Source organism: Streptomyces sp. NPDC014764 (assembly GCF_043082785.1).
Classification (GTDB): domain Bacteria; phylum Actinomycetota; class Actinomycetes; order Streptomycetales; family Streptomycetaceae; genus Streptomyces; species Streptomyces althioticus.
This window is the reverse complement of record NZ_JBIBXY010000003.1, coordinates 542767-568860: the sequence shown is the minus strand read 5'-3', so window position 1 is coordinate 568860 and position 26094 is coordinate 542767. Positions and strand designations below refer to the sequence as shown.

Genomic DNA, 26094 nt, shown 5'->3' with positions numbered 1-26094 from the left:
CCGCCCCGCTACCGGGAGCTGGGCCAGGAGCCGCCCTCGGACCGTCCGCGTCAGCAGGGGCGCAGGGACCAGATCGGGTCCCAGGTGGCCGTGCCCGACTTGTAGGCCGTGGACGTCCAGCGGACGCTGCCGTCCTTGTTGTAGAAGCGGGCGACGGTGCCCGGCGTCTGGTTGTTGGTGAACGGGCCGTCGCCGATCCAGTTGGTCAGCTCCCACGTCTGGCACTTGTAGAAGTCGAACTTGGTGCCGTTGACGACCATGCACAGGTGGCCGTAGCCGCAGGACAGGGCCTTCGTGGAGGCACTGCCCCGCGGGGCCTCGGTGACGGTCAGGCCGTCGTAGGCGACCGCGTCGGCGGTGACCCGCACGGGCTTGGCGTCGCCGCCCAGCACCTGCTCGGCCGTCCGCTGGAGCGAGGTGACCCGGGTGCCGTCCGGGTCGGGGGCGGCGGTGGCCGCGACCGAGCTGCCGGCGACGAGGGCCGTGGCCGCGACGAGCAGCGCGGCGGACTTGAAGGTGTTCACTGTTTCCCCCATGAACGAACTGGTCGGTGCACCGCGGAGGCGGTGGGTTCACACCGTGCCGGGGGAGCGCGCCGTCCGGTACCTCGCACCTGTGAGGGTCACCTCCGGCCGGGCGGGGTGTACTCCTTCAGGTAATGGGCGACCCGGTCGGCGTAGGAGCGGTACTTCGCGGGGACACCTCCCGCGTCGTTCACCCTGCGCCAGGACGTGCGGTAGGCGGCGGCGATCAGCACCCGCCGGTCCTCCCGCAGTTCGTCGTCCAGGCGGGGCGCGATCCAGCACAGGTAGCGGCCCATCGCGGGCACCGACTCGGCGGGCGGGAACGGCGGTTCCGGCACGGTCTCGCCCGGTGTGCCGTCCTCGTTCATCCACCACCGCAGCACCTTCGGCGTCCAGCGCGCGATGCCGTACTCGTTCCTGACCGGGTCGGACAGGTCGGGGTCGAAGTCGCTCTCCACCTTCAGCATGGCCGCGATCAGCGGCGCGGTGACGTCCCCGCTGCGGCAGTCGTGCGCGGTCTCCACGATCAGCAGCCGGTAGGCGGCCGACACCCCCCGGTCGGTGCGCAGCACGTCGGCCCCGTACGTGACCGAATCGTTGGTGCTCGCGCTCGGCTTGCCGTCGGACAGGGCCCACCGGTCGAATCCGAACCCGAGGACGGCAACGGTGGCGGTCGCGAGGGCCGCCGAGACGGCGACCGTCCGCCGGGAGCCGCGCCGCGCGGGCAGCAGCCGGGGCAGCCGGGAGGGGCGTCCCGCGCCGGCCGCGTCCCGCACCCGGCCCAGCAGCTCCTCCACGCCGATCCGCTCCGCGTGCGTACGGGACAGGCAGGCGCGGACGACGTCCCGCCAGGCGTCAGGGAGTTCGGGGGAGAGCCGCAGCTCGTCGGTGCCGGCGGCGTACGCGGCGGCGGCCGTGCGGCGGGCCGCCGGGGTGGCGCCGGGCAGCGGGAAGGTGCCGGTGAGCACGAGATGGGCGAGCACGCCGAACGCCCACACGTCGGCGGACGCGCGGATCCGGCGGCCCCGCTCGCCGATCTCGGACCACAGAAGCTCGGGCGGGGTGTAGTCGGGCGTGGAGAACGCGGACGTGTAGGCGTGCGTGCCCTCCAGCTCGGCGGCCATGTTGAAGTCGGCGAGGCGGACCGAACCGTCCGCCATCAGCAGCACGTTGGCAGGTTTCAGGTCGCCGTGCACCCAGCCCGCCCGGTGCAGCTGGGCCAGCCCCTCGCAGATCTGGGCGAGCAGGCCGGGCCCGGCGCCGGGCCGGGGCGAGGCGTCCGTCAGCGCCGACAGCGAGCCCTCCGCCTTCTCCAGCACCAGCACGGTGGCGCCGTCCAGCTCCGGGTGCCCGGGGTCGTCGACGGTCAGCGTCTCGAACATCCGGATGAGGCGCGGCTGCCTCAGCCGGCGCAGCACGGCCACCTCACGCTCGGCCAGCTCGCGCAGATGGTGCAGCTGGCGCGGGGTGCGGGTGCCGGTGGGCAGGAACTTCAGCGCGACGTCACGCGGCCCGTCCCCGGCGCCTCCGGTGCGGCGGCCCGCGTACACGCTGACGAACGCGCCCGTGGCGATCGGCTCGCGCACCTCCCACGCGCCCACCCGGTACCCCTTGGGCACCGGCACGGCGTACGTCTCCGTCACCGGACCCCCTGGCGGAGCGGGACCGCCAGGACCGTCAGGTCGTCCTCGCGGACCAGGTCGAAACGGAGCGCCAGGGAGACCAGCGACTCCTTCTTGCCGTTCAGCCGCGGCCCCGGCTCCGCGGTCTCCGGGCCGGGCTTGAGGCGCAGCTTCACCGCCAGGTAGTCGATGTTCCACTGCACCGCGGTGCGGGACGCGGCCGGCCACAGCGGGCGCAGCCGCTCCACCACCTGCTCCACCGTGGGCAGCGGCGCGTGCGGTGCCCCGCGCAGCCGCGGCTCGCACAGCGCGGCCAGCACCGCGAAGTACCGCTTGGAGCGGTCCAGGGAGAAGGCGGGCGCGGTGGCGGCGCCGTCGTCGCAGGCGTCGACGCGGACGTGCTCGTGGCAGGGCGCCCACACCTCCAGCGGCAGCAGGTCGCCGCAGGCCGGCAGCACGATCCGGGAGAACTCGAACGGCACCGGCGCGTCCAGTCGGCCGGGCCCGACCTTGATGTGCTCGCCCGCGCCCTCCGGGTTCTCCACGACGTACGTCTGCTCCCGGCTGAGGTTGCTCAGCAGCCAGAAGTCGCCCTGCGCGGTGATCTCACCCGCTCTGCGGGACACCCCGTCGTGCGCGATGCGCAGGCCGTCGCCCTGCGGGGCGCGGCCGAAGGAAAGGCGCTCGCCGGGCGCCAGACGGAGCCGGTCGCGGCGGCCGGAGTCCTCCGGAACGGTCGCCGGAGGTACGACGATGAGGCTGTACACGGTGCATCCCCCCATGCCTGACAGCTACTCGGCCAGGGTAGAGGGACGCCCGGCCGCCGGGCCTCCCCCGATCGGGTAGGACACGGGTGCGCGGCGGGATTGGCGCGAATCGGACGGGTCCGTCGCGGCGAACACCGAGGCCGTGTCCCCCGGTACGGGCGGACACGGCCTTGTGGTGGAACGTCGGCGGGACGGTCTCCCGGGGTCAGTACCTCGGGCGCCGGAACCACTCCGTGCTCGCCCGCTTCGCGCAGAACACGATCACCAGGACCGACACGACCCAGATGACCAGGCCGAGCAGGTAGATGGCCAGCGCGAAGAGACCGCTGACGATCGCGAACGAGGCGTAGACGATCGAGCAGACGCGGACCGAGCTGCCGCCCTTGGCGTACTGCAGCAGGAGGACCAGGCCGAGGATCGCGAAGACGGCGGCCAGGCCGGCGAAGAAGACGACGACGCCCTTGCCCAGGTCGGCGTACTGCTCGACCTCGGCGTCGCCCGCGATGCCGGCCTCGCGCATCGACTCGTCCCACTGCGCCAGCGCCACGCCGTACACGGCCGCGATGATGACGTGTGCGAGCGCGATCACGCCGACCAGGACCTGCGCGGCGCGCGTGATGCCGGGCATCTGGGTGGGTGCGTAACCGCCGCCGTAGGGCTGGCCCACCGGGGGCGCCGAGGGGTAGCCGTATCCGGGCTGTGCGGGCTGGCCGGGCTGCTGGGGGTAGCCGTAGCCGGGGCCGGCCTGGGGCTGCTGGGGCGGCTGCCCGTAGGGGTTGTTCGGGTCGCCGAAACTCATGGCGGTTCTTCCTCCGTTGCGCTTCAGTTGCGGGGACGACGCGAGGCACGGCGCGGAGGAAGTACTACAGATGCGGTCCGTCCCCCCGGTTCTGCCCGCGGCACTGTGTGTTCATCGTTCTTGACCGTTGCTTTCCTTGTCCAGCGGTACGACATATGTGTTGTGCAAGTGCAACATCGCGATCTTGCTCGCATTGCCGTCGATGGTGAGCGAATGCCCGGTCCTGACCTCGCGGCCGACCGGAATGCGGGCTGATTGGAACAGTGACCCGGTCATCCGCGAGGATGGGGTCATGACCGCCCAGATTCTCGATGGCAAGGCCACCGCAGCTGAGATCAAGTCCGATCTGACCGCCCGCGTGGCGGCGCTGAAGGAGAAGGGCGTCACGCCCGGCCTCGGCACGATCCTCGTGGGGGACGACCCCGGCAGCCAGAAGTACGTCGCCGGCAAGCACCGCGACTGTGCCCAGGTGGGCATCGCCTCCATCCAGCGCGAACTGCCCGCCACCGCCACGCAGGAGGAGATCGAGGCGGTCGTCCGCGAGCTGAACGAGGACCCGGCCTGCACCGGCTACATCGTCCAGCTCCCACTCCCCAAGGGCATCGACGAGAACCGCATCCTCGAGCTGATGGACCCGGAGAAGGACGCCGACGGCCTCCACCCGATGAACCTCGGCCGTCTCGTCCTCAACGAGCCCGCCCCGCTGCCCTGCACGCCGAACGGCATCATCACCCTGCTGCGCCGCCACGGTGTGGAGATCAAGGGCGCCGAGGTCGTGGTGGTCGGGCGCGGCGTCACCATCGGCCGCCCGATGCCGCTGCTGCTGACCCGGCGCAGCGAGAACGCCACCGTGACCCAGTGCCACACCGGCACCCGCGACCTGTCCGCGCACCTCAAGCGCGCGGACATCATCGTCGCGGCGGCCGGCAGCGCCCACCTGATCCGCCCCGAGGACGTCAAGCCGGGCGCGGCCGTCCTGGACGTCGGCGTCTCCCGCAGCGCCGAGGGCAAGATCGTCGGCGACGTCCACCCGGGCGTGGCCGAGGTGGCCGGCTGGGTCGCGCCCAACCCCGGCGGCGTCGGCCCGATGACCCGGGCGCAGCTGCTCGTCAACGTGGTCGAGGCGGCGGAGCGCAGTGTCGGCTGAGCGGAAGGCACCTGACGCGCCCGAGGCCCCCGCGGCGGAGGAGTCCCCCGAGGACGTCACCGTGCGCGACGCGGTCAGCGCGCCCGACGCCGAGGGCGCCCCGCGCCGCGCCACCCGCAGGTTCCCGCTGTTCACGCGGGACACCGCGCGTCCCGAGGGCGGCGGCCGTGCGGCTCCCGGCGACGCCCCCGCGCCCGCCCGGCAGTGGCCGATCCTGGCCGTGCTGCTCACCGTGGGTCTGGGCCTGTTGCTGACGGCGCTGGACGTGTTCCGGGTCGGGCTGCTGGTGATCGGCGCGGCGCTGGTGGCCGGGGCGGTGCTGCGCTGGGTGGTGCCGGACGTCGGCATGCTCGCCGTGCGCTCCCGCTTCACCGACATCGTCACCTACGGCGGTCTCGGCCTGGTGATCGTGCTGCTGGCGCTGATGATGCAGCCGGATCCGCTGCTGCAGTTCCCGTGGCTCCAGGACATGCTGCACTTCACGGTCGACAGCTGAGCCGCCCGAGCGGCAGGAACGGCGGCCCGTCCACACCCCCGTGAGAGGACGGGCCGCCGCCGCGCACCACGTTCCTGCACGGCGGACGGCCGGATCAACGGCGGCTTGGCCGCTGTGGCACGGAAGTAACCGTTCCGGTACGCGCCCCGGAATCCCCGTACATCCTTGCGATGACCCCGGCGTCAGTTCGCGACACGGGCGACCGCGCAGGGGTGATGTGGCCACGGACACCCCCGCGTCCGGGCGCCGGGGTGGTAGGACAGGAGGACGGTGGGACGGTCGTACCGGTCCGGTTCGCACGGTCCGCGGGTTCCGGGGTTCCGTTCGGCCGGGTGGTCGGCCGGTGGGACACTGGAGCGCAAGCGACTGGGCGTGCGACGCCGCACGCGCCCTGTTGCTCCCGTGCGCCCCCACCCCGGGAACTGAGACCCGTCCCGGTGGCATCCCTGTGGGTAGCCAGACGGGACGTGGCAGTGGGCACCATGCGCGAGGGAAACACCAGCACGAACCGGGGGGAAGAGGGGGAGAGCAATGCCTCGTTGGAAGGCTTTGCCGGATGAACTCGATCCGCAGATCAGGGAGTTCACCAGCCAGCTCAGGCGGCTGGTGGACCGCAGCGGGCTGAGCGTCGCGTCGGTCGCCGACCGCACGGGCTACAGCAAGACGTCCTGGGAGCGCTATCTGAACGGCCGGCTGCTCGCGCCGAAGGGCGCGATCGTGGCGCTGGCCGAGGTCACCGGGACCAACCCGGTGCACCTGACCACCATGTGGGAGCTCGCCGAGCGCGCCTGGAGCCGCTCGGAGATGCGGCACGACATGACCATGGAGGCGATCCGGATCTCGCAGGCGCGCGCCGCGCTGAGCGAGCTGGCCGGGCCGCCGTCGGGCGGAGGCGGACGCTCCCGCGGCGGCGGAACCCGTACGGGGGTCGCCGGCCCGGCCGGGGTGTCGCCGAGCGTGCCGCCGCAGCCGACCGCCACCGACGTGCGTGACGCGTCGGGCAGCGGCAACTCCTGGGGGGTCGTCAACCCGGACGCCGGTTACCCGGGGGCGTACGGTCCCGGGGCGCCCGCGGCGGGCGGGTACGGCCCGCCGCCCGCGGAGCCGTCGGGTCCGGGCGGCGGTCCCGGCCGTCCCACGGGCAAGCGGCGCACCGCGATGTTCCTCGTCGGCGCGCTCGGCGCGCTGGTGGTGGTCGCCGCCGGGCTGTACGTCACCGAGACCCAGGGCGACAAGAAGGAGGCCAAGCCCTCCCCGTCGCCCACCGTCACCAAGGAAGCGCCGCTGCCTCCCGGCGTGAAGTGCAGCGGCAAGAGCTGCGCGGGCAAGGACGCCGAGGTGATGGGGTGCAGCGGCGACCTCGTCACCACGGCCGGCTCCGCGGTCGTCGGCGCCACCACCGTCGAGATCCGCTACAGCGAGGTCTGCGCCGCCGCGTGGGGGCGCATCACGCAGGCCACGCAGGGGGACACCGTCGAGATCAGCTCGGGTGCGTCCCAGCAGACCGACTCGGTCGACGCGCCGGGCGACACGGTCGCCTACACGATGATGGTGCCGGTCGCCTCCGCCACCGAGGCGAAGGCCTGCGCGGTGCTGGCCGCGACGGGCGAGAAGGGCTGCACGGACTGACGGTCCGGCCGCTCCCGCAGGGCGGCCGGACCACGGGTCACCCGGCCGCTCCCGCGAACCATCTGGCTGCTGCCGTGAACGACGCGGCTGCTGCCGGGGACCATCTGGCTGCTGCCGTGAACGACGCGGCCGCTCCCGCGAACCATCTGGCTGCTGCCGTGAACGACGCGGCCGCTGCCAGGGACCACCTGGCCGCTCCCGCGAACCACCTGGCCGCTCCCGCGAACCACCTGGCCGCTCCCGCGAACCACCTGGCCGCTGCCGCGGACCATCCGGCCCGCTCCCGCTTTGCGGACGCCGAGGCGGGCCGGCCGGATCGCCGGACCGTCGGGCCGGGTGGCCGGATCCCTCGCCCGCGTAGCCCGTACGGGTCGTGACATGTGTGGGAAGCGTGGTGACGTGAATGCGACAGCGTGGGGCGGGCACGCGACAAGTACCCCCACGGGATACCGGCACGGTCGGTCCCGGACGGCGGCCGCCCCGCCCTCACCTCTCCCGGGCGGAGCGGCCGCCCCCTCTTTCTCACCTCGCCGCCGCCCTCGGTTACCCGCGTGCGTGCGCGGTCACTCTGTGGGACGGGCCACAGGGAGCCCGGCCGTGCGTGCCCACGGATGCGCGATAGCCTGACCGCTGGATCTCTCTTGACGCCAAGAGATCGATCATTCGAACCGGTGATCGATCATCGTGGCGGCCACCGGTCACGAGCCGGAGCGGGGATCCCGCACCAGGGGGCAGGGACCGCCCCACCGCCAGCTGTCATACGGAGAACGCCATGACCCGCACTCCCGTGAACGTCACCGTCACCGGCGCGGCCGGCCAGATCGGTTACGCCCTGCTCTTCCGCATCGCCTCCGGCCAGCTGCTCGGCGCGGACGTGCCGGTCAAGCTGCGCCTGCTGGAGATCACCCCGGCGCTCAAGGCCGCCGAGGGCACCGCCATGGAGCTGGACGACTGCGCGTTCCCGCTGCTGCAGGGCATCGACATCACGGACGACCCGAACGTGGCCTTCGACGGCGCCAACGTCGGCCTCCTCGTCGGGGCCCGGCCGCGGACCAAGGGCATGGAGCGCGGTGACCTCCTCGAGGCCAACGGCGGCATCTTCAAGCCGCAGGGCAAGGCCATCAACGACCACGCCGCGGACGACGTGCGCATCCTGGTCGTCGGCAACCCGGCCAACACCAACGCCCTGATCGCCCAGGCCGCCGCCCCGGACGTCCCGGCCGAGCGCTTCACCGCCATGACCCGCCTGGACCACAACCGCGCGCTGACCCAGCTCGCGAAGAAGACGGGCTCCACGGTCTCGGACATCAAGCGCCTGACCATCTGGGGCAACCACTCCGCCACCCAGTACCCGGACATCTTCCACGCCACCATCGCCGGCAAGAACGCCGCCGAGGTCGTCAACGACGAGAAGTGGCTGGCCGAGGACTTCATCCCGACCGTCGCCAAGCGCGGCGCCGCCATCATCGAGGCCCGCGGCGCCTCGTCGGCCGCCTCCGCCGCCAACGCCGCCATCGACCACGTCCACACCTGGGTCAACGGCACCGCGGAGGGCGACTGGGTCTCCATGGGCATCCCGTCCGACGGCTCCTACGGCGTCCCGGAGGGTCTCATCTCCTCCTTCCCGGTCACCGTCGAGGACGGCAAGTACGAGATCGTCCAGGGCCTGGAGATCAACGAGTTCTCCCGCACCCGCATCGACGCCTCCGTCAAGGAGCTCGAGGAGGAGCGCGAGGCGGTCCGCTCCCTCGGCCTCATCTGAGCCCGGCCACCACGGCCTTCGCGGGGCCCCGTACCGGTTCGTCCGGTACGGGGCCCCGCGCGTCGCACGGTCCCGGCGGCCCCTGTGGTCAATCCGGTTCGCACCCACCCGTCCTTCCCCTATGCTGATGCCCCGTCACTCCGCGTGGTGGTGACGTCCATTCGCGTATCGGGGGATCCGCGTGAGCACTGCCTTCGTACCCCAGCAGCAGCCGGAGCGCCCTGGCGGGACGCCGGACGGCCCGCCGCCCGTGCCCCCGTACGCCAGCGAGGCGTCCCGGCTGCTGTGCGCGGGGGCGTACCTGGACGCCGGCTACCGCGACCGGGTCGTCGAGGAGCTCTACCTCCACGAACAGCGGGTCGTCGCACCCTCGCTGGGCTTCGACGCGGCCCGCGTCCTCGCGCACGCGCTGCGCGCCCGCCGGCTGGAGATGCTGTGGGCGGCAGCGGTCGTCGGCCTGTGGATCGTCGGCACGCCGATCAGCGGCGGTCTGCTCCTCTACTTCGTCTGGCCGAGCCTGCTGCTCGCCGTCGCACCCCTGCTGCGCGGCCGTGACGCCCGGCCGCCGTGGTACCGCTCGCTCGCCGCGTTCCTGGCCCGCTGGGGCGGACGCGTCTTCACCGCGTTCGCGTTCTTCACCGTCCTCTCCGTGGCGCTGGGCGAAGGGCCCGAGGATTCCTCGTACTCCTCCTCGCCGTACGGCCCCTCCGGCGACGAGGACGTGCTGGGGGCGGTCACCGGCGAACTCACCGGGAGTGCCGAGCCGTGGCAGGCGTGGCTCGGGTTCGGGGTGCTCGTGGTCATCGGCCTGTGCGTCGCGGGGCGCCGCACCCAGTTCGCCCGGGTCATCGCCGCCGAACTGTCCCCGGCCCGCTTCCCGGACGCGGCGAGCGACCCCGCCGAGCGCTATGAGGGGCCCCGCTTCCGGCGGCTGTCGCAGCGCATCCGGCTGGAGCAGCACACCCCGCTCGTCATGTACCACGAGGCGCGCCCGTTCTGCGGGGCCGGCACGGCGTACGACACCTGGGTGCTCGCCGTCGAACTGCGGCCCGACGAGGACGCGGACCAGCAGCCGCTGAGCAACCGGGCCATCCTCGACCGGGTCCGGCCCCTCATCGAGCAGCTGCGGAAACCGGCCGAGCACGCGGGCCCCGGCGTACGGGACCGGCTGCGGCGGCTGGAGATCGACGAGTGCGTGTTCCTGCCCGTCGAAGGGCTCCAGCGCCGCGACGAGGCGCCGTACGCGGCGGGCGACTTCGAGCAGCACCGGACGCGGGCCGTCGAGGAGGGCGGCGAGAAGCGGAGGCACTTCCTGCGCGTCCGCGTCGCCGGCTGGGAGGAGGAGCTGGTCGTCACCGTCTTCGTCCGCGTCCACACCCAGGGCCGGATGCTGATGCTGGAGATCGCGCCGCACGTGCTGCTGCCGGTCCGCGAGGACTTCAAGGACGCCGACCGTATCGCGCACCAGTTCCTGCACGACATCAAGGGCCGCATCGCCGGCTCCGTCGTCCTGGTGCCCCGCTCCGCCGGCGACTCGCTCATCACCCTCGGCCGGGGCGCGGCCTACCTGTGGCGGCTGCTGACCGGCGGCCACGCCCACGCACTGCCCGACGGGCCGGCCCTGTCCGTGCGGGAGCTGGCCGCGGCGCCCGCCGGGTCCACGTTCCAGGAGATGGACGTCGCACGGTACCTGCGCAGCGTGCAGGACCGCATCGGCCGCGGTGTGCGGCTGGCGCTGGGCGAAGCCGGCTACGAGACCGGCGAGTTCGTGCAGAAGATCGTCAACATCAGCAGCGGCGCGGTGCACATCGGGCGCGCCGACAACTCGTCGTTCGCCTTCGGTGACCACGCGCGCGCCCAGACCACGACCGGCGGCCCCGTGCCGCAGAAGGGATCCGACTGACGATGGCATCCGACGAACCGAACGTCAGCATCGGCCGCGCCGACAACTCCTCCTTTGCGTTCGGCGCCAACGCCCGTGCCGAGACGCACAACACCGCGGCTCCGGCGCGCGACGAGACCGCAGAGCAGCTGCTGGCCGCCGTGCGGGAACTGCGTGCGGACCTCGCCCGGCTGCGGGAGAACGAGCAGGTCGCGCGGCTGGACTCCACCCTCGCCGACACCGAGGAGGAGATCACCCGCAACGGGACGGCCGGTGAGAGCCGCATACAGCGACTGCGCGAGGCGCTCACGGACGCCCAGAGCGTCCTGACCCTGTTCTCGTCGGCCGGGGCCGTCGCCGGGCTGCTGGGGATGTGAGAGGGGCGCCATGACCGGGGGACAGCGGTACTGGAACGAGGACGCCCAGTGTTGGGAGGACGGCAGCGGCGCGGCGGCGCCGGTGACTCCGCCGCCGCCTCCTCCACCGTCCTTCCAGCCGGTCGTGCCCTCGGCTGCCCCGCACGGGGTGACCGATCCCGACGCCCCGGGGGGCGCGGGGTGGTCCGTCCCGGGGCCGCCGACGTCGGGGCCGCCGACGTCGGGGCCGCCCGGCGCCGGGCAGCGGCGGATGGTGTGGGGTGTGCTGGGCGGGGCCGCGGCGGTGGGGGTCGCGGTGGCGCTGGTGCTGAGCCTGGTCGTGGGGGACGACAGCGGGGGCGGTGGCGCGGACGACCGTGCGGGGGGCACGGGTGCGAGCACCGCGCAGATGTCGCCGTCGCCGGCGGGAGAGCCGGGGACGGTGCCCACGGAGTCCTTCCGGTCGTCCGAGTCCTCTGAGCCCTCGGGGTCCTCGGAATCGCCCGGGGGCGAGGCGTCGCCGCTGCCCGAGGGGTTCGAACTGCACCAGGACGCCGAGGGGTTCACCATCGCCCGGCCCACGGGGTGGGAACGGGAGACGGCGTCCTCGCAGCACGGCTTCGACGTCGTGAACTACCGGAGTCCGGACGGGTACCGGCGGCTTCAGGTGTACGAGATCGCGGAGTCCTCGCCGGAGGAGTCCTTCGAGCTGTACCTGTCGGAGGACACACCGAAGCCGGACGGCTTCCAGCGGGTCGAGATGGTGCGGCTGGACGCGGGCGGCGAAGGGCTGCGTCTCGAGTACCTCGCCGATTCGCTGCGGGGCGAGCCCGAGGTCGGCAGCTGGCACGTCCAGGACGTCCGCTTCCGGTCCCCGCAGGACGGAAAGGTCTACGCGGTGGCGGCGTACGGGGCGCCGACGGATGGGGTGGACCCGGAGTTGGAGCTGGCGCTCCTGGCGGTGGAGCACTTCTGTCCTCCGTCGGCGACGTGCGGCTGACCTGACGTCCCGTCGGTCGGTGTGGGCGGGGGTGTTGGCGCAACTCGGCGCCGACGAGGTGCCGCCCGCGCCCACCCGTGCCGCCCCAGCGGCACGAATGCCCGCAACTGCGGCGCCCTCAAGGGCGCGGAGAACTGCGCGATCGGCCACGGATGACGTGCACCTGGCGTGGAAAGGGCTGCCCGCGGTGGGCGGGACGGCGTGCCGCCCGCCGTGGCGCCCTCAGGGGCGCGGGGAACTGCGCGATCGGCCACGGATGACGTGCACCCGGCGTCGAAAGGGCGCCGCCACGCCCTCCGTGCCGCAGGTGACTGCGTGACGAAGCGCACTCCCCCGCCTCGATTCCGCATGACTTCCGCCCGGCAGGGCAGGCGCACCCGGTCTCGGGGGTAACAGGCATGTGACTCACGGGCGCGGAAGAGAACGGAAGGCAGTACCCACCATGGCGGACAGCACAGCATTGCGGGCGCGCGACACCATCTACGCGGAGGGCGAGTGGCGGGCCGCGGTCTCCGGGGCCACCCGGGAGATCCTCGACCCGGCGGACGCCCGGCCGTTCGCGGTGGTCGCGGAGGGCGACGAGAAGGACACCGACCTCGCCGTGGCGGCGGCGCGCCGCGCCTTCGACGAGGGGCCCTGGCCGCGCACCCCCGTCACCGAGCGGGCCGCGCTGCTGCGTCGTGTCGCCGACCTCCTGGTCAGGGACCGCGAGGAACTGGGCCTGCTGGAGGCCCAGGACGCGGGCAAGACCGTCGAGGAGGGCCGCGTCGACATCGACTGCGTGGCCGACGCCTTCCGCTACTTCGCCGACCTGGTCGCCGCCGAGGCGCCGGGCCGGGTCGTGGACGCGGGTTCGCCGGACGTCCACAGCGTGGTCGTGCACGAGCCGGTCGGCGTCTGCGCCCTGATCACCCCCTGGAACTACCCGTTGCTCCAGGCCAGTTGGAAGATCGCCCCGGCGCTGGCCGCGGGCAACACCTTCGTGGTGAAGCCCAGCGAGATCACCCCGATGACGACCGTCGCCCTGATCGGCCTGCTCACCGAGGCGGGTCTGCCCGCCGGCGTCGCCAACATCGTCACCGGTCCCGGTCACACCGTCGGCGCGCGGATGGCCGAGCACCCCGACGTCGACCTGGTCTCCTTCACCGGCGGCCTGGTCAGCGGCACCAAGGTCGCCCAGGCGGCCGCGCCGACCGTGAAGAAGGTCGCCCTCGAGCTCGGCGGCAAGAACCCCAACGTCGTGTTCGCCGACGCCTGCGCCACCGAGGAGGGCTTCGACACCGCCGTCGACCAGGCCCTCAACGCGGCGTTCATCCACAGCGGTCAGGTCTGCTCGGCCGGTGCGCGCCTCATCGTCGAGGAGTCCGTGCGGGATCGTTTCGTCGGCGAACTCGCCCGCCGCGCCGAAAAGATCCGGCTCGGCCGGGGCACCGAGGACGGCGTCGAATGCGGCCCGCTCGTCTCCGCGCAGCAGCGCGAGAAGGTCGAGTCGTACGTCGAGTCCGCCCTCAAGGAGGGCGCGGTGCTGCGCTGCGGCGGCAAGCGGCCCGAGGCGGCGCCCGAACGCCCCGCGTCCGGCTACTTCTACGAGCCGACCGTCCTCGACCGCTGCCACCGTGAGATGCGCGTCGTGCGGGAGGAGGTCTTCGGACCGGTCCTCACCGTCGAGACGTTCCGCACCGAGGACGAGGCCGTCGCCCTCGCCAACGACACCGAGTACGGCCTGGCCGGCGGTGTGTGGACGGCCGACCCGGGCCGCGCCCGCCGGGTGGCCGGACGGCTGCGTCACGGCACCGTGTGGATCAACGACTTCCACCCCTACCTCCCGCAGGCCGAGTGGGGCGGCTTCGGCAAGAGCGGCACCGGGCGCGAACTCGGGCCGGCGGGGCTCGCGGAGTACCGCGAGACGAAGCACGTGTACCAGAACCTGGCGCCGGCGCCGGTCCGGTGGTTCCGCGGCTGATGCCGTGACGGGGCGGTGCCGCGTGTCGCGTGGCGGCTGCGGCGCCGTCGTGGCTGGTCGTGCCCACGCGGCGGAGCCGCATGTCGACACAGCTCCGCGCCCCCTTTGGGTCGCCCTTCCCGGGGCGCCCTTCAGTCCGAGCCTTTGGAGTACCCCATGACCGAGGACACCCCTGTCTACGACTACGTCGTCATAGGCGGCGGGACCGCAGGTTCCGTCATCGCCTCCCGACTCACCGAGAACCCGGACGTCACCGTCGCCGTCATCGAGGGCGGCCCCAGCGACGTCGGCCGGGACGACGTGCTGACGCTGCGCCGCTGGATGGGCCTGCTCGGTGGTGAGCTCGACTACGACTACCCCACCACCGAGCAGCCACGCGGCAACTCGCACATCCGGCACAGCCGCGCCCGCGTCCTCGGCGGCTGCTCCTCGCACAACACCCTCATCGCGTTCAAGCCGCTGCCGTCCGACTGGGACGAGTGGGAGCAGGCCGGTGCCAAGGGCTGGGGCGCCGTGCAGATGGAGGCGTACTACGCCCGGCTGAAGAACAACATCGTGCCGGTCGACGAGAAGGACCGGAACGCCATCGCCCGCGACTTCGTCGACGCCGCGCAGACCGCGCTCGAGGTGCCCCGCATCGAGGGCTTCAACAAGAAGCCGTTCGCCGAGGGTGTCGGCTTCTTCGACCTCGCCTACCACCCCGAGAACAACAAGCGGTCCTCCGCCTCGGTGGCCTACCTGCACCCGGTGATAAACGAGCGGACCAACCTGACGCTCTGGCTGGAGACCTGGGCGTACAAACTGGAGCTGAACGGCACCCGCGCCGAGGGCGTCCGCGTGCGCACCAAGGACGGCGAGGAGGTGCTGATCCGCGCGCGCAACGAGGTGGTGCTGTGCGCCGGCGCCGTCGACTCGCCGCGGCTGCTGCTGCACTCCGGCATCGGGCCGCGCGAGGACCTGGAGGCGCTCGGCATCCCCGTCGCGCACCATCTGCCGGGCGTCGGCGAGAACCTGCTCGACCACCCCGAGTCGGTGATCGTGTGGGAGACGAACGGGCCCATCCCGGAGAACTCGGCGATGGACTCCGACGCCGGTCTGTTCGTGCGCCGTGACCCCGGACATGCGGGTCCCGACCTGATGTTCCACTTCTACCAGATCCCGTTCACGGACAACCCGGAGCGACTGGGCTACGAGCGGCCGGAGTTCGGGGTCTCCATGACGCCGAACATCCCGAAGCCGAAGAGCCGCGGCCGGCTGTACCTGACCAGCGCCGACCCCGGGGTGAAGCCGGCGCTGGACTTCCGGTACTTCACCGACGAGGACGACTACGACGGCCGCACGCTCGTCGACGGCATCCGCATCGCCCGCGAGATCGCGAGGACGGAGCCGCTCGCGCACTGGCTCAAGCGGGAGGTGGCCCCCGGGCCTGACGTCACCGCCGACGAGGAGCTGAGCGAGTACGCCCGCAAGGTCGCGCACACCGTGTACCACCCGGCCGGCACCTGCAAGATGGGCGCCGCCGACGACGAGACCGCGGTCGTCGACCCCGAGCTGCGGATCCGGGGCCTCCAGGGCATCCGCGTCGCCGACGCCTCCGTGTTCCCGACCATGACCGCCGTCAACCCCATGATCGGCGTGCTGATGGTCGGCGAGCGGGCCGTCGATCTCCTCGGCGGTGATGCCCGATGAGCGCGGCGACAGCGGCCGTAGCCGCCGCCGGCTCCGCCCCCGCGTCCGACGTGGAGGCTCCGCCCGTCTTCTCCGTCGAGGGATTGTGGAAGGTCTTCGGGCCCCGCGCCGACAGGGTGCCCGCCGACCCCGCCCTCGCCTCCCTCGACGCGGCCGGGCTGCGTGCCCGTACCGGCTGCACGGCCGCCGTGCGGGACGTCTCCTTCGACGTCCGCAAGGGCGAGGTCTTCGTCGTCATGGGCCTGTCCGGCTCCGGCAAGTCCACGCTGGTGCGCTGCCTGACCCGGCTGATCGAGCCGACCGCGGGCCGTATCGCCATCGACGGCGAGGACGTCCGCGCGATGGACGGGACGCGGCTGCGGGAACTGCGGCGCCATCGCGCCGCCATGGTCTTCCAGCACTTCGGTCTGCTGCCGCACCGCACCGTCCTCGACAACGTCGCCTACGGCCTGGAGATCCAGGGCATGGGCCGCGCCGCGCGGCGGGAGAAGGCCGCCGAGGTCGTCGCCAAGGTGGGTCTCGCGGGCATGGAACAGCGCCGGCCCGCCCAGCTCTCCGGCGGTCAGCGGCAGCGGGTCGGGCTGGCCCGCGCCCTCGCCGTCGACCCCGAGGTGCTGCTGTTCGACGAGCCGTTCAGCGCGCTCGACCCGCTGATCCGGCGGGACATGCAGGACGAGGTGGTGCGGCTGCACCGTGAGGAGGGCCGCACGATGGTCTTCATCACGCACGACCTCCAGGAGGCGCTGAAGCTGGGCGACCGCATCGCGCTGATGCGGGACGGCCGTGTGGTGCAGCTCGGCACGCCCGAGGAGATCGTGGGCGCGCCCGCCGACGACTACGTGCGCGCGTTCGTCCAGGACGTACCGCGCGAGCAGGTCCTCACCGTCCGGACGGCCATGCGCCCCGCCTCACCGGCGGAACGGACGGCCACGGGCCCGACGGTCACCCCCGACACCACGGTGTCGGAGGCCATCACCACGGTGTCCCGCGAGGGCGCCCCCGCCCGCGTCCTGGACGGCGACGAGTGCGTGGGCGTGGTGGACGCGGAAGCCCTGCTGAACGTGGTGGCCGGCCACCCCTCCACCGCGCCCGCGGCCACGTCCGCCGCGCCGCCCCCGACCGGCCCCGCCGACGCCGCGCCGCCCCCGACCGGCCCCGCCGACGATGCGCCGCCCCCGACCGGCCCCGCCGACGGTGCGTCGGGCGGGCCGGCTGCCGCTGACGGAGGCGCTGAGGGCTCCGCGGCACGGGGGGCGGTCGTACCCGACGGGAGCCCGGCCGCAGGCGGGGACGCGCTCGCCGGGCCGGGCCCGGACACCTCCGCCGACGACGCCCCGACCGGCCCCGCCGGCCGGAGCGCGGGCAGGCCCGCCGGGCGGCCCGCCGTGCCCGCGCGGGGCGCCGACGAGGGGGCGGCTTCCGCCGCCGGGGAGGGGGCCGTCTGATGGCCGCGGTCACCGCCACCGCGCGGGGGGCCGCGGCGCCCGGCGTCCTCGGCAACCCCCATGTCCGCAAGCTCGGCGTCCTCCTCGTGCTCGCCGCCCTCGTCGTGCCGTTCGCGGCGAGCCGGTGGGGGAGCGGGGCGTGGCCCGGGGCGTTGACCGTCGACGTGTCCGCGCCGCTCGGCACCGTCAGTGACTGGATCGTCGACAACCGCGACTCCCACCCCCTCTTCCTCTATTTCCTCGGCCACGTCAGCAACGCCGTCGTCATCGCCGTACGCGCCGTCTACCTCGCCCTCCTCGCCGTCGGCTGGGCGGGAGTGACGGCCGTGGCCGCGCTGACCGCCTGGCGTGTCGCGGGGATCCGGCTCGCGCTCGGGACCGCCGCCGCGTTCCTCGCGTGCGGGCTGCTGGGTATGTGGGTGCCCACCATGCAGACGCTCGCGCTTATGGTGGTCGCGGTTGCCGCGTCCGTCGTGGCGGGCGCGCTGCTCGGGCTCGCGGCCGGACTGTCCGACCGTATGCACCGGGCGCTGCGCCCTGTCCTCGACACCATGCAGGTCCTGCCGGCCTTCGCCTACCTGCTGCCGGTCGTGCTGGTCTTCGGCATCGGCGTCCCCGCGGCCGTGCTCGCCACGGTCGTCTACGCCGCCCCGCCGATGGCCCGGCTCACCGCGCTCGGGCTGCGCGGCGCGGACAAGGAGGTGCTGGAGGCCGTCGAGTCGCTCGGGACGACCGCGCGCCAGCGTCTGCTGACCGCCCGCATCCCGCTGGCCCGCAAGGAACTGCTGCTCGGCCTCAACCAGACGATCATGATGGCCCTCTCCATGGCCGTCATCGCCTCCGTGATCGGCGCGGGCGGCCTCGGCGACCGCGTCTACCAGGCGCTCGCCTCGGTCGACGTGGGCGCCGCGCTGGCCGCGGGCATCCCGATCGTGCTGCTGGCGGTCGTCCTGGACCGGGTGACCGGCGCGGCCGGCGCCCGGCTCGGTGACGCGCCCGCCCCGGACGCCCGCCTGCTCGGCGCGTGCGCCCTGGCCGCCGCGGCCGTCGTCGCCGTCGCCGGACGTCTCGCGGGCCGGCTGGAGTGGCCGGAGAGCTGGGTCGTCGGCATCACGGAGCCGGTCAACCGGGCCGTCGGCTGGATGACCGCGCACCTGTACTCGGGCGTCCCCGTGGTCGGAGGCACCGCCGACTGGGCGGGCCGCTTCACCACCTGGGTGCTCGACCCGCTCCGTGACGGGCTCCAGTGGCTGCCCTGGTGGAGCGTGCTGCTGATCGTCGCCGCCCTGGCCTGGCTGATCGGCACCTGGCGCACCGCGCTCTCCGCCGTGCTCGCGATGGCCGCCATCGGCGTGCTCGGCGTGTGGGGGCCGTCGCTGGACACGCTGTCGCAGGTGCTCGCCGCCGTCGCGGTGACCCTCGTCATCGGATTCGCCGCGGGTGTCGCCGCCGCGCGCAGCGACCGCGTCGAGCGGCTGCTGCGCCCGGTGCTGGACGTGTTCCAGACCATGCCGCAGTTCGTGTACCTGATCCCGGTGGTCGCCCTGTTCGGCGTGGGCCGCGCCCCCGCGGTCGCCGCCGCGGTCGTCTATGCGCTGCCCGCCGTCGTCCGCATCACCACGCAGGGACTGCGGCAGGTCGACCCGGCCGCCCTGGAGTCGGCGCGCTCGCTCGGCGCGACCGGCGCCCAGCAGCTGCGGCAGGTGCAGCTCCCGCTGGCCCGCCCGGCGCTGCTGCTCGCCCTCAACCAGGGCGTCGTCCTGGTCCTGGCCGTGGTCATCATCGGCGGCCTCGTCGGCGGCGGCGCACTCGGCTACGACGTCGTCTTCGGCCTCGCGCAGGGCGACCTGGCGACCGGTCTGGTGGCCGGCGCCGCGATCGTCTGCCTGGGCCTGATGCTCGACCGGGTCACCCAGCCCACCGGACGCCGCGCGACGAAGGGAGCGTGACATGCGGATCCGTACGATGCCCGCCGTGGCGGCGGGCTGCGCGCTCCTGCTGCTGACCGGCTGCGGGGCCGCCGACATGACCAAGCAGGCCTCGCCGTTCGCCAACGCGCGCGGGGCGAGGACGGTCACCCTGTCGGTGCAGTCCTGGGTCGGGGCCCAGGCCAACGTGGCCGTCGCCCAGTACCTGCTGGAGCACGAGCTCGGCTACCGCGTCGACACCGTCCAGGTCGACGAGGTGCCCGCCTGGGATGCCCTCAGCCAGGGCCGCGTGGACGCGATCCTGGAGGACTGGGGCCACCCCGACCAGGAGCAGCGGTACGTCGAGGACAAGAAGACCATCGTGAACGGCGGCGACCTGGGCGTCACCGGGCACATCGGCTGGTTCGTGCCGACGTACTTCGCGAAGCGGCACCCGGACGTCACCGACTGGAAGAACCTCGACAAGTACGCCGACCAGTTCCGCACCCCGGAGAGCGGCGGCAAGGGCCAGCTCCTCGACGGCTCCCCCTCCTACGTCACCAACGACAAGGCGCTGGTGAAGAACCTGAAGCTGGACTACCGGGTGGTGTTCGCCGGCTCCGAGGCCGCGCAGATCACCCAGATCCAGCAGTTCGCCAAGGAGAAGAAGCCGTTCCTCACCTACTGGTACACGCCCCAGTGGCTGTCCGAGCAGGTGCCGATGACGGAGGTGAAGCTGCCCCCGTACGAGGAGGGCTGCGACGCGGACCCGGAGAAGGTCGCCTGCGCCTACCCGCACACCCCGCTGCAGAAGTACCTCAACGCGGACTTCGCGCGCAGCGGCGGCAAGGCGGCCGAACTGCTGAGGAACTTCGAGTGGACGACCGAGGACCAGAACGAGGTCTCCCTGATGATCGCCGAGCAGAAGCTGTCGCCGCGCGAGGCGGCGGAGAAGTGGGTGGACAGCCACCGCTCCGTCTGGGAGAGGTGGCTGCCCTGAGCGGCCTCCGGTCGCACCTCTAGTGGCGCTGTCCCGGCTGGTAGTGGCCGGGCGTCATCCGGCAGGTCACGCCGAACCGGTTCCAGGCGTTGATCACCGCGATGGCGGCGATCAGCTGGGACAGCTCCGCCTCGTCGAACTGCTTCGCGGCCCGTTCGTACACGTCGTCCGGCACGAAACCGTCGGTCAGCACGGTGACCGCCTCGGTCAGCTCGATCGCGGCGATCTCCTTCTCCGTGTAGAAGTGGCGTGACTCCTCCCACGCGGCCAGCTGGATGATCCGCTCGACGCTCTCGCCCGCCGCGAGGGCGTCCTTGCTGTGCATGTCCAGGCAGAACGCGCAGTGGTTGAGCTGCGAGGCGCGGATCTTGACCAGCTCGGCCAGCTTCGGGTCGAGACCCTGCCGGGCCGCGACGTCCAGCCGGACCATCGCCTTGTAGACCTCGGGGGCGTGCTTCGCCCACTCCATGCGGGAGGGCTCCTCCGCCGCGTAGGGGGCCGTCCCTGTCGTGTCGGTGTTCGTCATGCCGTCGAGCCTAGGAACCGGGCAGCCCAGGAGTATGGTCCAGTTCCATGGCAGAACGCTGGGCCACTTTCGGCATCGACCTCCACCTGGACCCGAGCGGCCCCGGGGTGCGGCGCGGCCTCACGGACGCGCTGCGGGAGGCCGTCCGCAAGGGCCGGCTCGCCCCCGGCACCCGGCTGCCCTCCTCCCGCTCCCTCGCCGTCGACCTGGGCATCGCCCGCAACACCGTCGCCGACGCCTACGCCGACCTGGTCGCCGAGGGCTGGCTCACCGCCCGCCAGGGCTCCGGCACCCGCGTCGCCCCGCGCGCCGTCCCCGAACGCCCGGCCGCCCCCACGCCCCGCCGCACCCCCGGCCGGCTGCCGTACAGCCTGATGCCCGGCACCCCCGACCTCGCGTCCTTCCCCCGCACCGAGTGGCTCAGGGCCACCCGCCGCGCCCTGGCCGCCGCGCCCCACGACGCCTTCGGCTACGGCGACCCGCGCGGCCGCCCGGAACTCCGCGAGGCCCTCGCCGGCTACCTCTCCCGGGTGCGGGGCGTGCGCGCCGACCCCGGGCACGTCGTCGTCTGCTCCGGCTTCGCCCACGGGCTGGAGCTGCTGTCCCGGGTGCTGCGCGCCCGTGGCGCCCGCACGCTCGCCGTCGAGCCGTACGGCCTCGACGTCCACTGGGACCTCGTCCACCGCGCCGGCCTGCGGACCGCGCCGCTCGCCCGTGACACCCTCGGCACCCGCGCCCAGGACCCGGGCGACGCCGGCGCGGTGCTGCTCAGCCCGGCCCACCAGTTCCCGCTCGGCGGGGCGCTCCTCCCGGAGCGCCGGGCCGCCGTGGTCGAGTGGGCGCGCCGCACCGGCGGCCTGATCCTGGAGGACGACTACGACGGCGAGTTCCGCTACGACCGCCAGCCCGTCGGCGCCCTTCAGGACCTCGACCCCGGCCGGGTGGTGCACCTCGGCACCGCCAGCAAGTCCCTCGCCCCCGGCCTGCGGCTCGGCTGGATGGTGGTGCCGCCCTGGCTGCTGCAGGACGTGGCCGACCACGGCGGCGGCCGTACGGTGAGCGTCGTGGAACAGCTCGCCCTGGCCGAGTTCCTGACCTCCGGCGCCTACGACCGACAGGTCCGCGCCGCCCGCCTGCGCTACCGGCGCCGCCGCGACGCCCTCGTGCAGGCCCTCGCCACCGGGGCGCCCCACGTCCGCGTCACCGGCATCGCGGCCGGACTGCACGCCGTGCTCGAACTGCCGCCCGGCACCGAACAGTCGGTCCAGCGGTCGGCCACCTGGCAGGGCCTCGCCGTGAAAGGCCTGGACTCCTTCCGCCACCCCGGCGTCACCGAGCCCGTCGGCGACGCCCTCGTGGTCGGCTACGCCACCCCGCCCGACCACGCCTGGGCCGGCACGCTGGACGCGCTGCTCCGCTCCCTGCCATGACCGCCCCCGAGCCGCCTCCCACGGCCGGCACCTGTGGATCTTCCGTGAGCGCCGACCGGCCATATCCCGCCGCACGGTGACAAACCGTCAACCCTGCCGGGCGCGGGCCCGGGGGGGTCCCGTGCGTCCCGGCCGGACGGTCTCTAGGCTGTCCGCCGCGAGCCGGGCGACACGGGAACGGTCCGGCGCGACACGAGGGGGAGCGAAAGGCATGGCGCAGACACGGCGACGACTGCGGTCCAGCACGGTGGTGCTGGGCGGCATGGGTGTGCTCGCGGCGGCACTGTCGGCCTGCGGGTCCGACCCGGACCGGCGGTGCGTGGACCGCAACAGCTACACGCTCGGCGACGGGTACAAGGTCGTCTCCGACAAGAACTGCTCCGGCGGCTCCTCCGGCTCCCTCGGCAAGAGCAGGAGCGGGTCCCGCTCCACCGACGCCGACTGGTACTACGACTCCGACGTCCGCAACGGCTACGCCGAGCGCGGCACCTTCAGCCGCAGCGAGGCCGTCGCCCGGGGCGGTTTCGGCTGCTCCGGCAGCGGCGGGGGCTGAGCCGTCGTGGAACGGCGCACCACCGAGCCCCGCCCCGGCTGGCAGCAGACCGTCGAGGAGCAGGGGCTCGTCTACCCGCTGACCCGTTACCCCGACGACTCCCTGCGCCCCTACTGGGACGAGAGCGCCTACTACGTCTTCGGCCTGGACGAGGTCGAGGCGCTCGAGGAGACGGTCGAGGAGCTGCACGCGATGAGCCTGGCCGCGGCCGGGCACATCGTCGCCGAGGGCCGCTTCGCCGACCTCGGCATCACCGACCCCCGGGTCGTGGAGGCCGTCACCGAGTCCTGGCACCGCAGGGACGAACTGCCCTCCCTGTACGGCCGCTTCGACCTCCGGTACGACGGCGCCGGCCCGGCGAAGCTCCTCGAGTACAACGCGGACACCCCGACCTCCCTGGTGGAGGCGGCCTCCCCGCAGTGGTTCTGGATGGAGGAGCGCTTCCCCGGCGCCGACCAGTGGAACTCCCTGCACGAACGGCTCGTCGACGCATGGAAGAGGCAGTCCGCGCTGCTCCCGCCGGGCAGCCCGCTGTACTTCGCGCACACCGCGGGCGACGAGTGCGGCGAGGATCTGATGACCGTCGCCTACCTCAAGGAGACCGCCGAACAGGCGGGCCTGGAGACCGACTGGCTGTCCGTGGAGGAGATCGGCTGGGACCGCCTCTCCGGCCGCTTCGTCGACAACCGCCTGCGATTCATCCGCAGCATCTTCAAGCTGTACCCCTGGGAGTGGCTCACCACCGACCGCTTCGCCGACCATGTGCTCGACACCCTCGACAACGGCGGCGGCACCGGCTCCACCCTGTGGATCGAACCCGCCTGGAAGATGCTGCTCAGCAACAAGGCCCTGCTGGCGATCCTCTGGGAACTCCACCCCGGCCACCCCAGCCTCCTCCCCGCCTACCTCGACGGCCCCCGCGAACTCGCGGACACCACCGGCTGGGTCGCCAAGCCGCTGCTGGGCCGCGAGGGCGCCGGCGTCACCGTCCACGAACCCGGCACCGCGCCGGACCTCCGCGACGAGCCCTGTTGCTACCAGCAGCTCGCCCCGCTGCCCGACTTCGACGGCAACCGCGTCGTCCTCGGCACCTGGGTCGTGGAGAACGAGGCCGCCGGTCTCGGCATCCGCGAGTCCTCCGGCCTGGTCACCGACGGGTACGCCCGCTTCCTGCCCCACGTCATCCTCTGACCGGTCGCCCCGCCGACGGCAGGGGTGACGGTCACTCCCGCATCGCGGACACCCGCCGCGCCGCTCCCGCCCACCCGGTAACCTGGCGCGCGGGCCGTGACTGGCGCGCTGGGATGGGACCAACCATCGGGGAGCGGCCCGCGAGAAACGTGCCGTGCGCCTGGGCCATCCGTACCGTGAACGCTGAACGCTACGTCCGGAGGTCCCCATGTCTGCCGAGCCTTCGCTCACCCCCGAGTCCACCGCCTTCCGCTCCGCCCTCGACGTGATCCGCGCCGTCGAGCCGCGCGTCGCCGACGCGATCGGGCAGGAGGTCGCCGACCAGCGCGAGATGCTCAAGCTGATCGCCTCCGAGAACTACGCCTCCCCGGCCACCCTGCTGGCGATGGGCAACTGGTTCAGCGACAAGTACGCCGAGGGAACCGTCGGCCGCCGCTTCTACGCCGGCTGCCGCAACGTCGACACGGTCGAGTCGCTCGCCGCCGAGCACGCCAAGGAGCTGTTCGGCGCCCGCCACGCCTACGTCCAGCCGCACTCCGGCATCGACGCCAACCTGGTCGCCTTCTGGGCGGTCCTCGCCGACCGCGTCGAGGCGCCGTTCCTGGAGAAGACCGGCGTCCGCCAGATCAACGAGCTCTCCGACGCCGACTGGGCCGAACTGCGCCAGGCCTTCGGCAACCAGCGCATGCTGGGCATGTCCCTGGACGCCGGCGGCCACCTCACCCACGGCTTCCGGCCCAACATCTCCGGCAAGATGTTCGACCAGCGCTCCTACGGCACCGACCCGGCCACCGGCCTGATCGACTACGAGGCGCTGCGCGTCACCGCCCGCGAGTTCAAGCCGCTGATCATCGTCGCCGGCTACTCCGCGTACCCCCGTCTCGTGAACTTCCGGATCATGCGGGAGATCGCCGACGAGGTCGGCGCCACGCTCATGGTCGACATGGCGCACTTCGCGGGTCTCGTCGCCGGCAAGGTCCTCACCGGAGACTTCGACCCCGTGCCGCACGCCCAGATCGTCACCACCACCACCCACAAGTCGCTGCGCGGCCCGCGCGGCGGCATGGTGCTGTGCGACGACTCCCTCAAGGACCAGGTCGACCGCGGCTGCCCGATGGTCCTCGGCGGCCCGCTGCCGCACGTCATGGCCGCGAAGGCGGTCGCCCTCGCCGAGGCGCGGCAGCCCTCGTTCCAGGACTACGCGCAGCGGATCGTCGACAATTCCCGCGCGCTCGCCGAGGGGCTGATGCGCCGTGGCGCCACCCTCGTCACCGGCGGCACCGACAACCACCTCAACCTGATCGACGTCGCCACCTCCTACGGCCTCACCGGCCGCCAGGCCGAGGCGGCGCTGCTCGACTCCGGCATCGTCACCAACCGCAACGCCATCCCGGCCGACCCGAACGGAGCCTGGTACACCTCCGGCATCCGGATCGGCACCCCGGCGCTGACCACGCGCGGACTCGGCACGGCGGAGATGGACGAGGTCGCCGGTCTCATCGACCGCGTCCTCACCACCACCGAGCCCGGCACCACCAAGTCCGGTGCGCCGTCCAAGGCGTCCCACGTGCTCGACGAGAAGGTCGCCGACGAGATCTCGCGCCGGGCCACCGACCTGGTCGCCGGCTTCCCGCTGTACCCGGAGGTCGACCTCGGCTGAGGGCGCCTGCCGGCTCCGTCACACGTCGAGGAGTTCCTGGCGGGGGCCGTCGTCCCGGTTCCGGCGGTCGCGTATCGCGGCCGCACCCCGCAGCGCGTACGGGCGCAGTACCAGGGCCAGGACGGCTCCCCCCGCCAGGCCCGGTACGGCCCACCACCACGCGGCGGCGTCCGCGCCCTCGTCCGTGGCGGAGGCGGCCGCCGGCGTGGGGGCCATGTGCAGGTCCTCACGGGGGGCCGGCGGCGCCGCGGGCGCGGAGACGCCGGCGCCCGTCACGCCGAGCTCCGAGAGCAGCGCGCGGAGCTTCGCCGGGGACTTGGCGCGGTGCCAGACGCCGTCGTCGCCGTCGGTGATGCGGGTGGAGGTGTGTATCCACACGTCCTGGCCGCCGTCCGGGAGGGCGATCTGGTCCACCCGCCACGGGGTCACGTCGTGGACCATCCACGTCACGTTGATGTGCCGGCCGGAGGCGGTCGCGAGCTGGGGCGGCTCGGTGCGGGTGCCCTGGTGCATGGGGCCGAGGAGGCGCTCGAGTTCCGTGTAGCGCTTGTCGGCGTAGTGCAGCGAGGCGGTCCTGCCGGTGGTCGCCGAGACGATCAGGACGCTGGTGGGGCCTCCTGCGGAGGCGGGTGTGCTGCCGCACAGGATCAGGGTCAGCACCGCGAGCGTGATCGCCGTCAGGTGTCGTCGTACGCAGTCCTTCCAGGTGTGCATGTCGGTCCCCCACTGGGCTGGTCGAACCTCGT

Annotated in this window: 23 protein-coding genes, 1 pseudogene and 1 riboswitch; of the genes and pseudogenes, 16 read left to right on the top strand and 8 right to left on the bottom strand. The window is 73.2% G+C overall.

Annotated features, from left to right (window positions below; translation table 11 throughout):
• Positions 1–50: 50 nt before the first annotated feature.
• From ACF1AG_RS11350 to ACF1AG_RS11330, 5 genes are all read right to left on the bottom strand, one after another.
• Positions 51–536: a hypothetical protein gene (locus tag ACF1AG_RS11350; RefSeq protein WP_391809645.1), complete on the bottom strand. Its 486-nt coding sequence runs from the start codon at positions 534–536 to the stop codon at positions 51–53.
• An 86-nt stretch (positions 537–622) separates the two neighbouring features.
• On the bottom strand, positions 623–2167 hold the full coding sequence (locus ACF1AG_RS11345; protein ID WP_387794997.1) for a protein kinase: 1545 nt from the start codon (positions 2165–2167) through the stop codon (positions 623–625).
• A complete protein-coding gene (locus tag ACF1AG_RS11340; protein WP_359602601.1) occupies positions 2164–2913 on the bottom strand; it encodes an FHA domain-containing protein in 750 nt (249 codons plus the stop codon). The genes ACF1AG_RS11345 and ACF1AG_RS11340 overlap by 4 nt, the downstream gene beginning before the upstream one ends.
• Before the next feature lie 205 nt (positions 2914–3118).
• The gene (locus ACF1AG_RS11335) at positions 3119–3712 is read right to left on the bottom strand and encodes a hypothetical protein (protein ID WP_359602599.1); all 594 of its coding nucleotides are present in this window, start codon (positions 3710–3712) and stop codon (positions 3119–3121) included.
• A 111-nt stretch (positions 3713–3823) separates the two neighbouring features.
• Positions 3824–4006: a hypothetical protein gene (locus ACF1AG_RS11330; RefSeq protein WP_359602598.1), complete on the bottom strand. Its 183-nt coding sequence runs from the start codon at positions 4004–4006 to the stop codon at positions 3824–3826.
• On the opposite strand from ACF1AG_RS11330, the gene ACF1AG_RS11325 reads away from it, so the two are divergent.
• The 3 genes from ACF1AG_RS11325 to ACF1AG_RS11315 all read left to right on the top strand — a co-directional run bounded on the left by ACF1AG_RS11325 (position 4005) and on the right by ACF1AG_RS11315 (position 6984).
• Complete coding sequence (locus tag ACF1AG_RS11325) at positions 4005–4859, top strand: bifunctional methylenetetrahydrofolate dehydrogenase/methenyltetrahydrofolate cyclohydrolase (RefSeq protein ID WP_359602596.1); 855 nt, start codon at positions 4005–4007, stop codon at positions 4857–4859. The genes ACF1AG_RS11330 and ACF1AG_RS11325 overlap by 2 nt on opposite strands.
• Complete coding sequence (locus ACF1AG_RS11320; RefSeq protein WP_359744094.1) at positions 4849–5355, top strand: DUF3017 domain-containing protein; 507 nt, start codon at positions 4849–4851, stop codon at positions 5353–5355. The genes ACF1AG_RS11325 and ACF1AG_RS11320 overlap by 11 nt, the downstream gene beginning before the upstream one ends.
• Before the next feature lie 531 nt (positions 5356–5886).
• Complete coding sequence (locus ACF1AG_RS11315; protein ID WP_387794995.1) at positions 5887–6984, top strand: DUF2690 domain-containing protein; 1098 nt, start codon at positions 5887–5889, stop codon at positions 6982–6984.
• On the opposite strand, the gene ACF1AG_RS11310 is transcribed toward ACF1AG_RS11315, so the two are convergent.
• Entirely contained in the window at positions 6894–7256 is a 363-nt protein-coding gene (locus ACF1AG_RS11310; protein WP_387794994.1) for a hypothetical protein, read from the bottom strand. The genes ACF1AG_RS11315 and ACF1AG_RS11310 overlap by 91 nt on opposite strands.
• 500 nt (positions 7257–7756) lie before the next feature.
• On the opposite strand from ACF1AG_RS11310, the gene ACF1AG_RS11305 reads away from it, so the two are divergent.
• The 9 genes and pseudogenes from ACF1AG_RS11305 (at position 7757) to ACF1AG_RS11265 (ending at position 19988) form a co-directional block, all read left to right on the top strand.
• On the top strand, positions 7757–8746 hold the full coding sequence (locus ACF1AG_RS11305) for a malate dehydrogenase (protein WP_359608119.1): 990 nt from the start codon (positions 7757–7759) through the stop codon (positions 8744–8746).
• A gap of 181 nt (positions 8747–8927) precedes the next feature.
• Entirely contained in the window at positions 8928–10649 is a 1722-nt protein-coding gene (locus ACF1AG_RS11300) for a hypothetical protein (RefSeq protein ID WP_387794993.1), read from the top strand.
• Positions 10650–10651: 2 nt separating this feature from the next.
• Positions 10652–11005, top strand: a complete 354-nt coding sequence (locus ACF1AG_RS11295; RefSeq protein WP_359605727.1) for a hypothetical protein — start codon at positions 10652–10654, stop codon at positions 11003–11005.
• A 10-nt stretch (positions 11006–11015) separates the two neighbouring features.
• On the top strand, positions 11016–11984 hold the full coding sequence (locus ACF1AG_RS11290; protein ID WP_387794992.1) for a hypothetical protein: 969 nt from the start codon (positions 11016–11018) through the stop codon (positions 11982–11984).
• A gap of 442 nt (positions 11985–12426) precedes the next feature.
• Positions 12427–13947 (top strand): aldehyde dehydrogenase family protein, encoded by a 1521-nt coding sequence (locus ACF1AG_RS11285; protein WP_359605725.1) that lies wholly within the window; start codon positions 12427–12429, stop codon positions 13945–13947.
• Between the two features lie 156 nt (positions 13948–14103).
• On the top strand, positions 14104–15636 hold the full coding sequence (locus ACF1AG_RS11280; RefSeq protein ID WP_359605723.1) for a GMC oxidoreductase: 1533 nt from the start codon (positions 14104–14106) through the stop codon (positions 15634–15636).
• Positions 15633–16745: pseudogene (locus ACF1AG_RS11275) on the top strand (glycine betaine/L-proline ABC transporter ATP-binding protein); the annotation flags it as partial. The gene ACF1AG_RS11280 and the pseudogene ACF1AG_RS11275, both read left to right, overlap by 4 nt.
• A 335-nt stretch (positions 16746–17080) precedes the next feature.
• On the top strand, positions 17081–19030 hold the full coding sequence (locus ACF1AG_RS11270) for an ABC transporter permease (RefSeq protein ID WP_391809644.1): 1950 nt from the start codon (positions 17081–17083) through the stop codon (positions 19028–19030).
• A gap of 1 nt (position 19031) precedes the next feature.
• Complete coding sequence (locus tag ACF1AG_RS11265; RefSeq protein ID WP_359605717.1) at positions 19032–19988, top strand: ABC transporter substrate-binding protein; 957 nt, start codon at positions 19032–19034, stop codon at positions 19986–19988.
• Positions 19989–20007: 19 nt separating this feature from the next.
• Here the strand turns inward: ACF1AG_RS11265 and ACF1AG_RS11260 are convergent, their stop codons facing one another.
• Complete coding sequence (locus tag ACF1AG_RS11260; RefSeq protein ID WP_359605716.1) at positions 20008–20514, bottom strand: carboxymuconolactone decarboxylase family protein; 507 nt, start codon at positions 20512–20514, stop codon at positions 20008–20010.
• Positions 20515–20561: 47 nt separating this feature from the next.
• On the opposite strand from ACF1AG_RS11260, the gene ACF1AG_RS11255 reads away from it, so the two are divergent.
• From ACF1AG_RS11255 to ACF1AG_RS11240, 4 genes are all read left to right on the top strand, one after another.
• Positions 20562–21944 carry a PLP-dependent aminotransferase family protein gene (locus tag ACF1AG_RS11255; protein WP_359605714.1) on the top strand — a complete coding sequence of 461 codons (1383 nt, stop codon included), beginning with the start codon at positions 20562–20564 and terminating at the stop codon, positions 21942–21944.
• A gap of 211 nt (positions 21945–22155) precedes the next feature.
• Positions 22156–22497, top strand: coding sequence for a hypothetical protein (locus ACF1AG_RS11250; protein WP_391809643.1), 342 nt, complete (start codon positions 22156–22158; stop codon positions 22495–22497).
• 6 nt (positions 22498–22503) lie between these two features.
• A complete protein-coding gene (locus ACF1AG_RS11245) occupies positions 22504–23688 on the top strand; it encodes a glutathionylspermidine synthase family protein (protein ID WP_359605710.1) in 1185 nt (394 codons plus the stop codon).
• 86 nt (positions 23689–23774) lie between these two features.
• Positions 23775–23861, top strand: a riboswitch (ZMP/ZTP riboswitch).
• A gap of 35 nt (positions 23862–23896) precedes the next feature.
• The gene (locus tag ACF1AG_RS11240) at positions 23897–25348 is read left to right on the top strand and encodes a glycine hydroxymethyltransferase (protein ID WP_359605708.1); all 1452 of its coding nucleotides are present in this window, start codon (positions 23897–23899) and stop codon (positions 25346–25348) included.
• Between the two features lie 18 nt (positions 25349–25366).
• Here the strand turns inward: ACF1AG_RS11240 and ACF1AG_RS11235 are convergent, their stop codons facing one another.
• Positions 25367–26062, bottom strand: a complete 696-nt coding sequence (locus ACF1AG_RS11235; RefSeq protein ID WP_359605707.1) for a hypothetical protein — start codon at positions 26060–26062, stop codon at positions 25367–25369.
• Positions 26063–26094 lie beyond the last annotated feature (32 nt).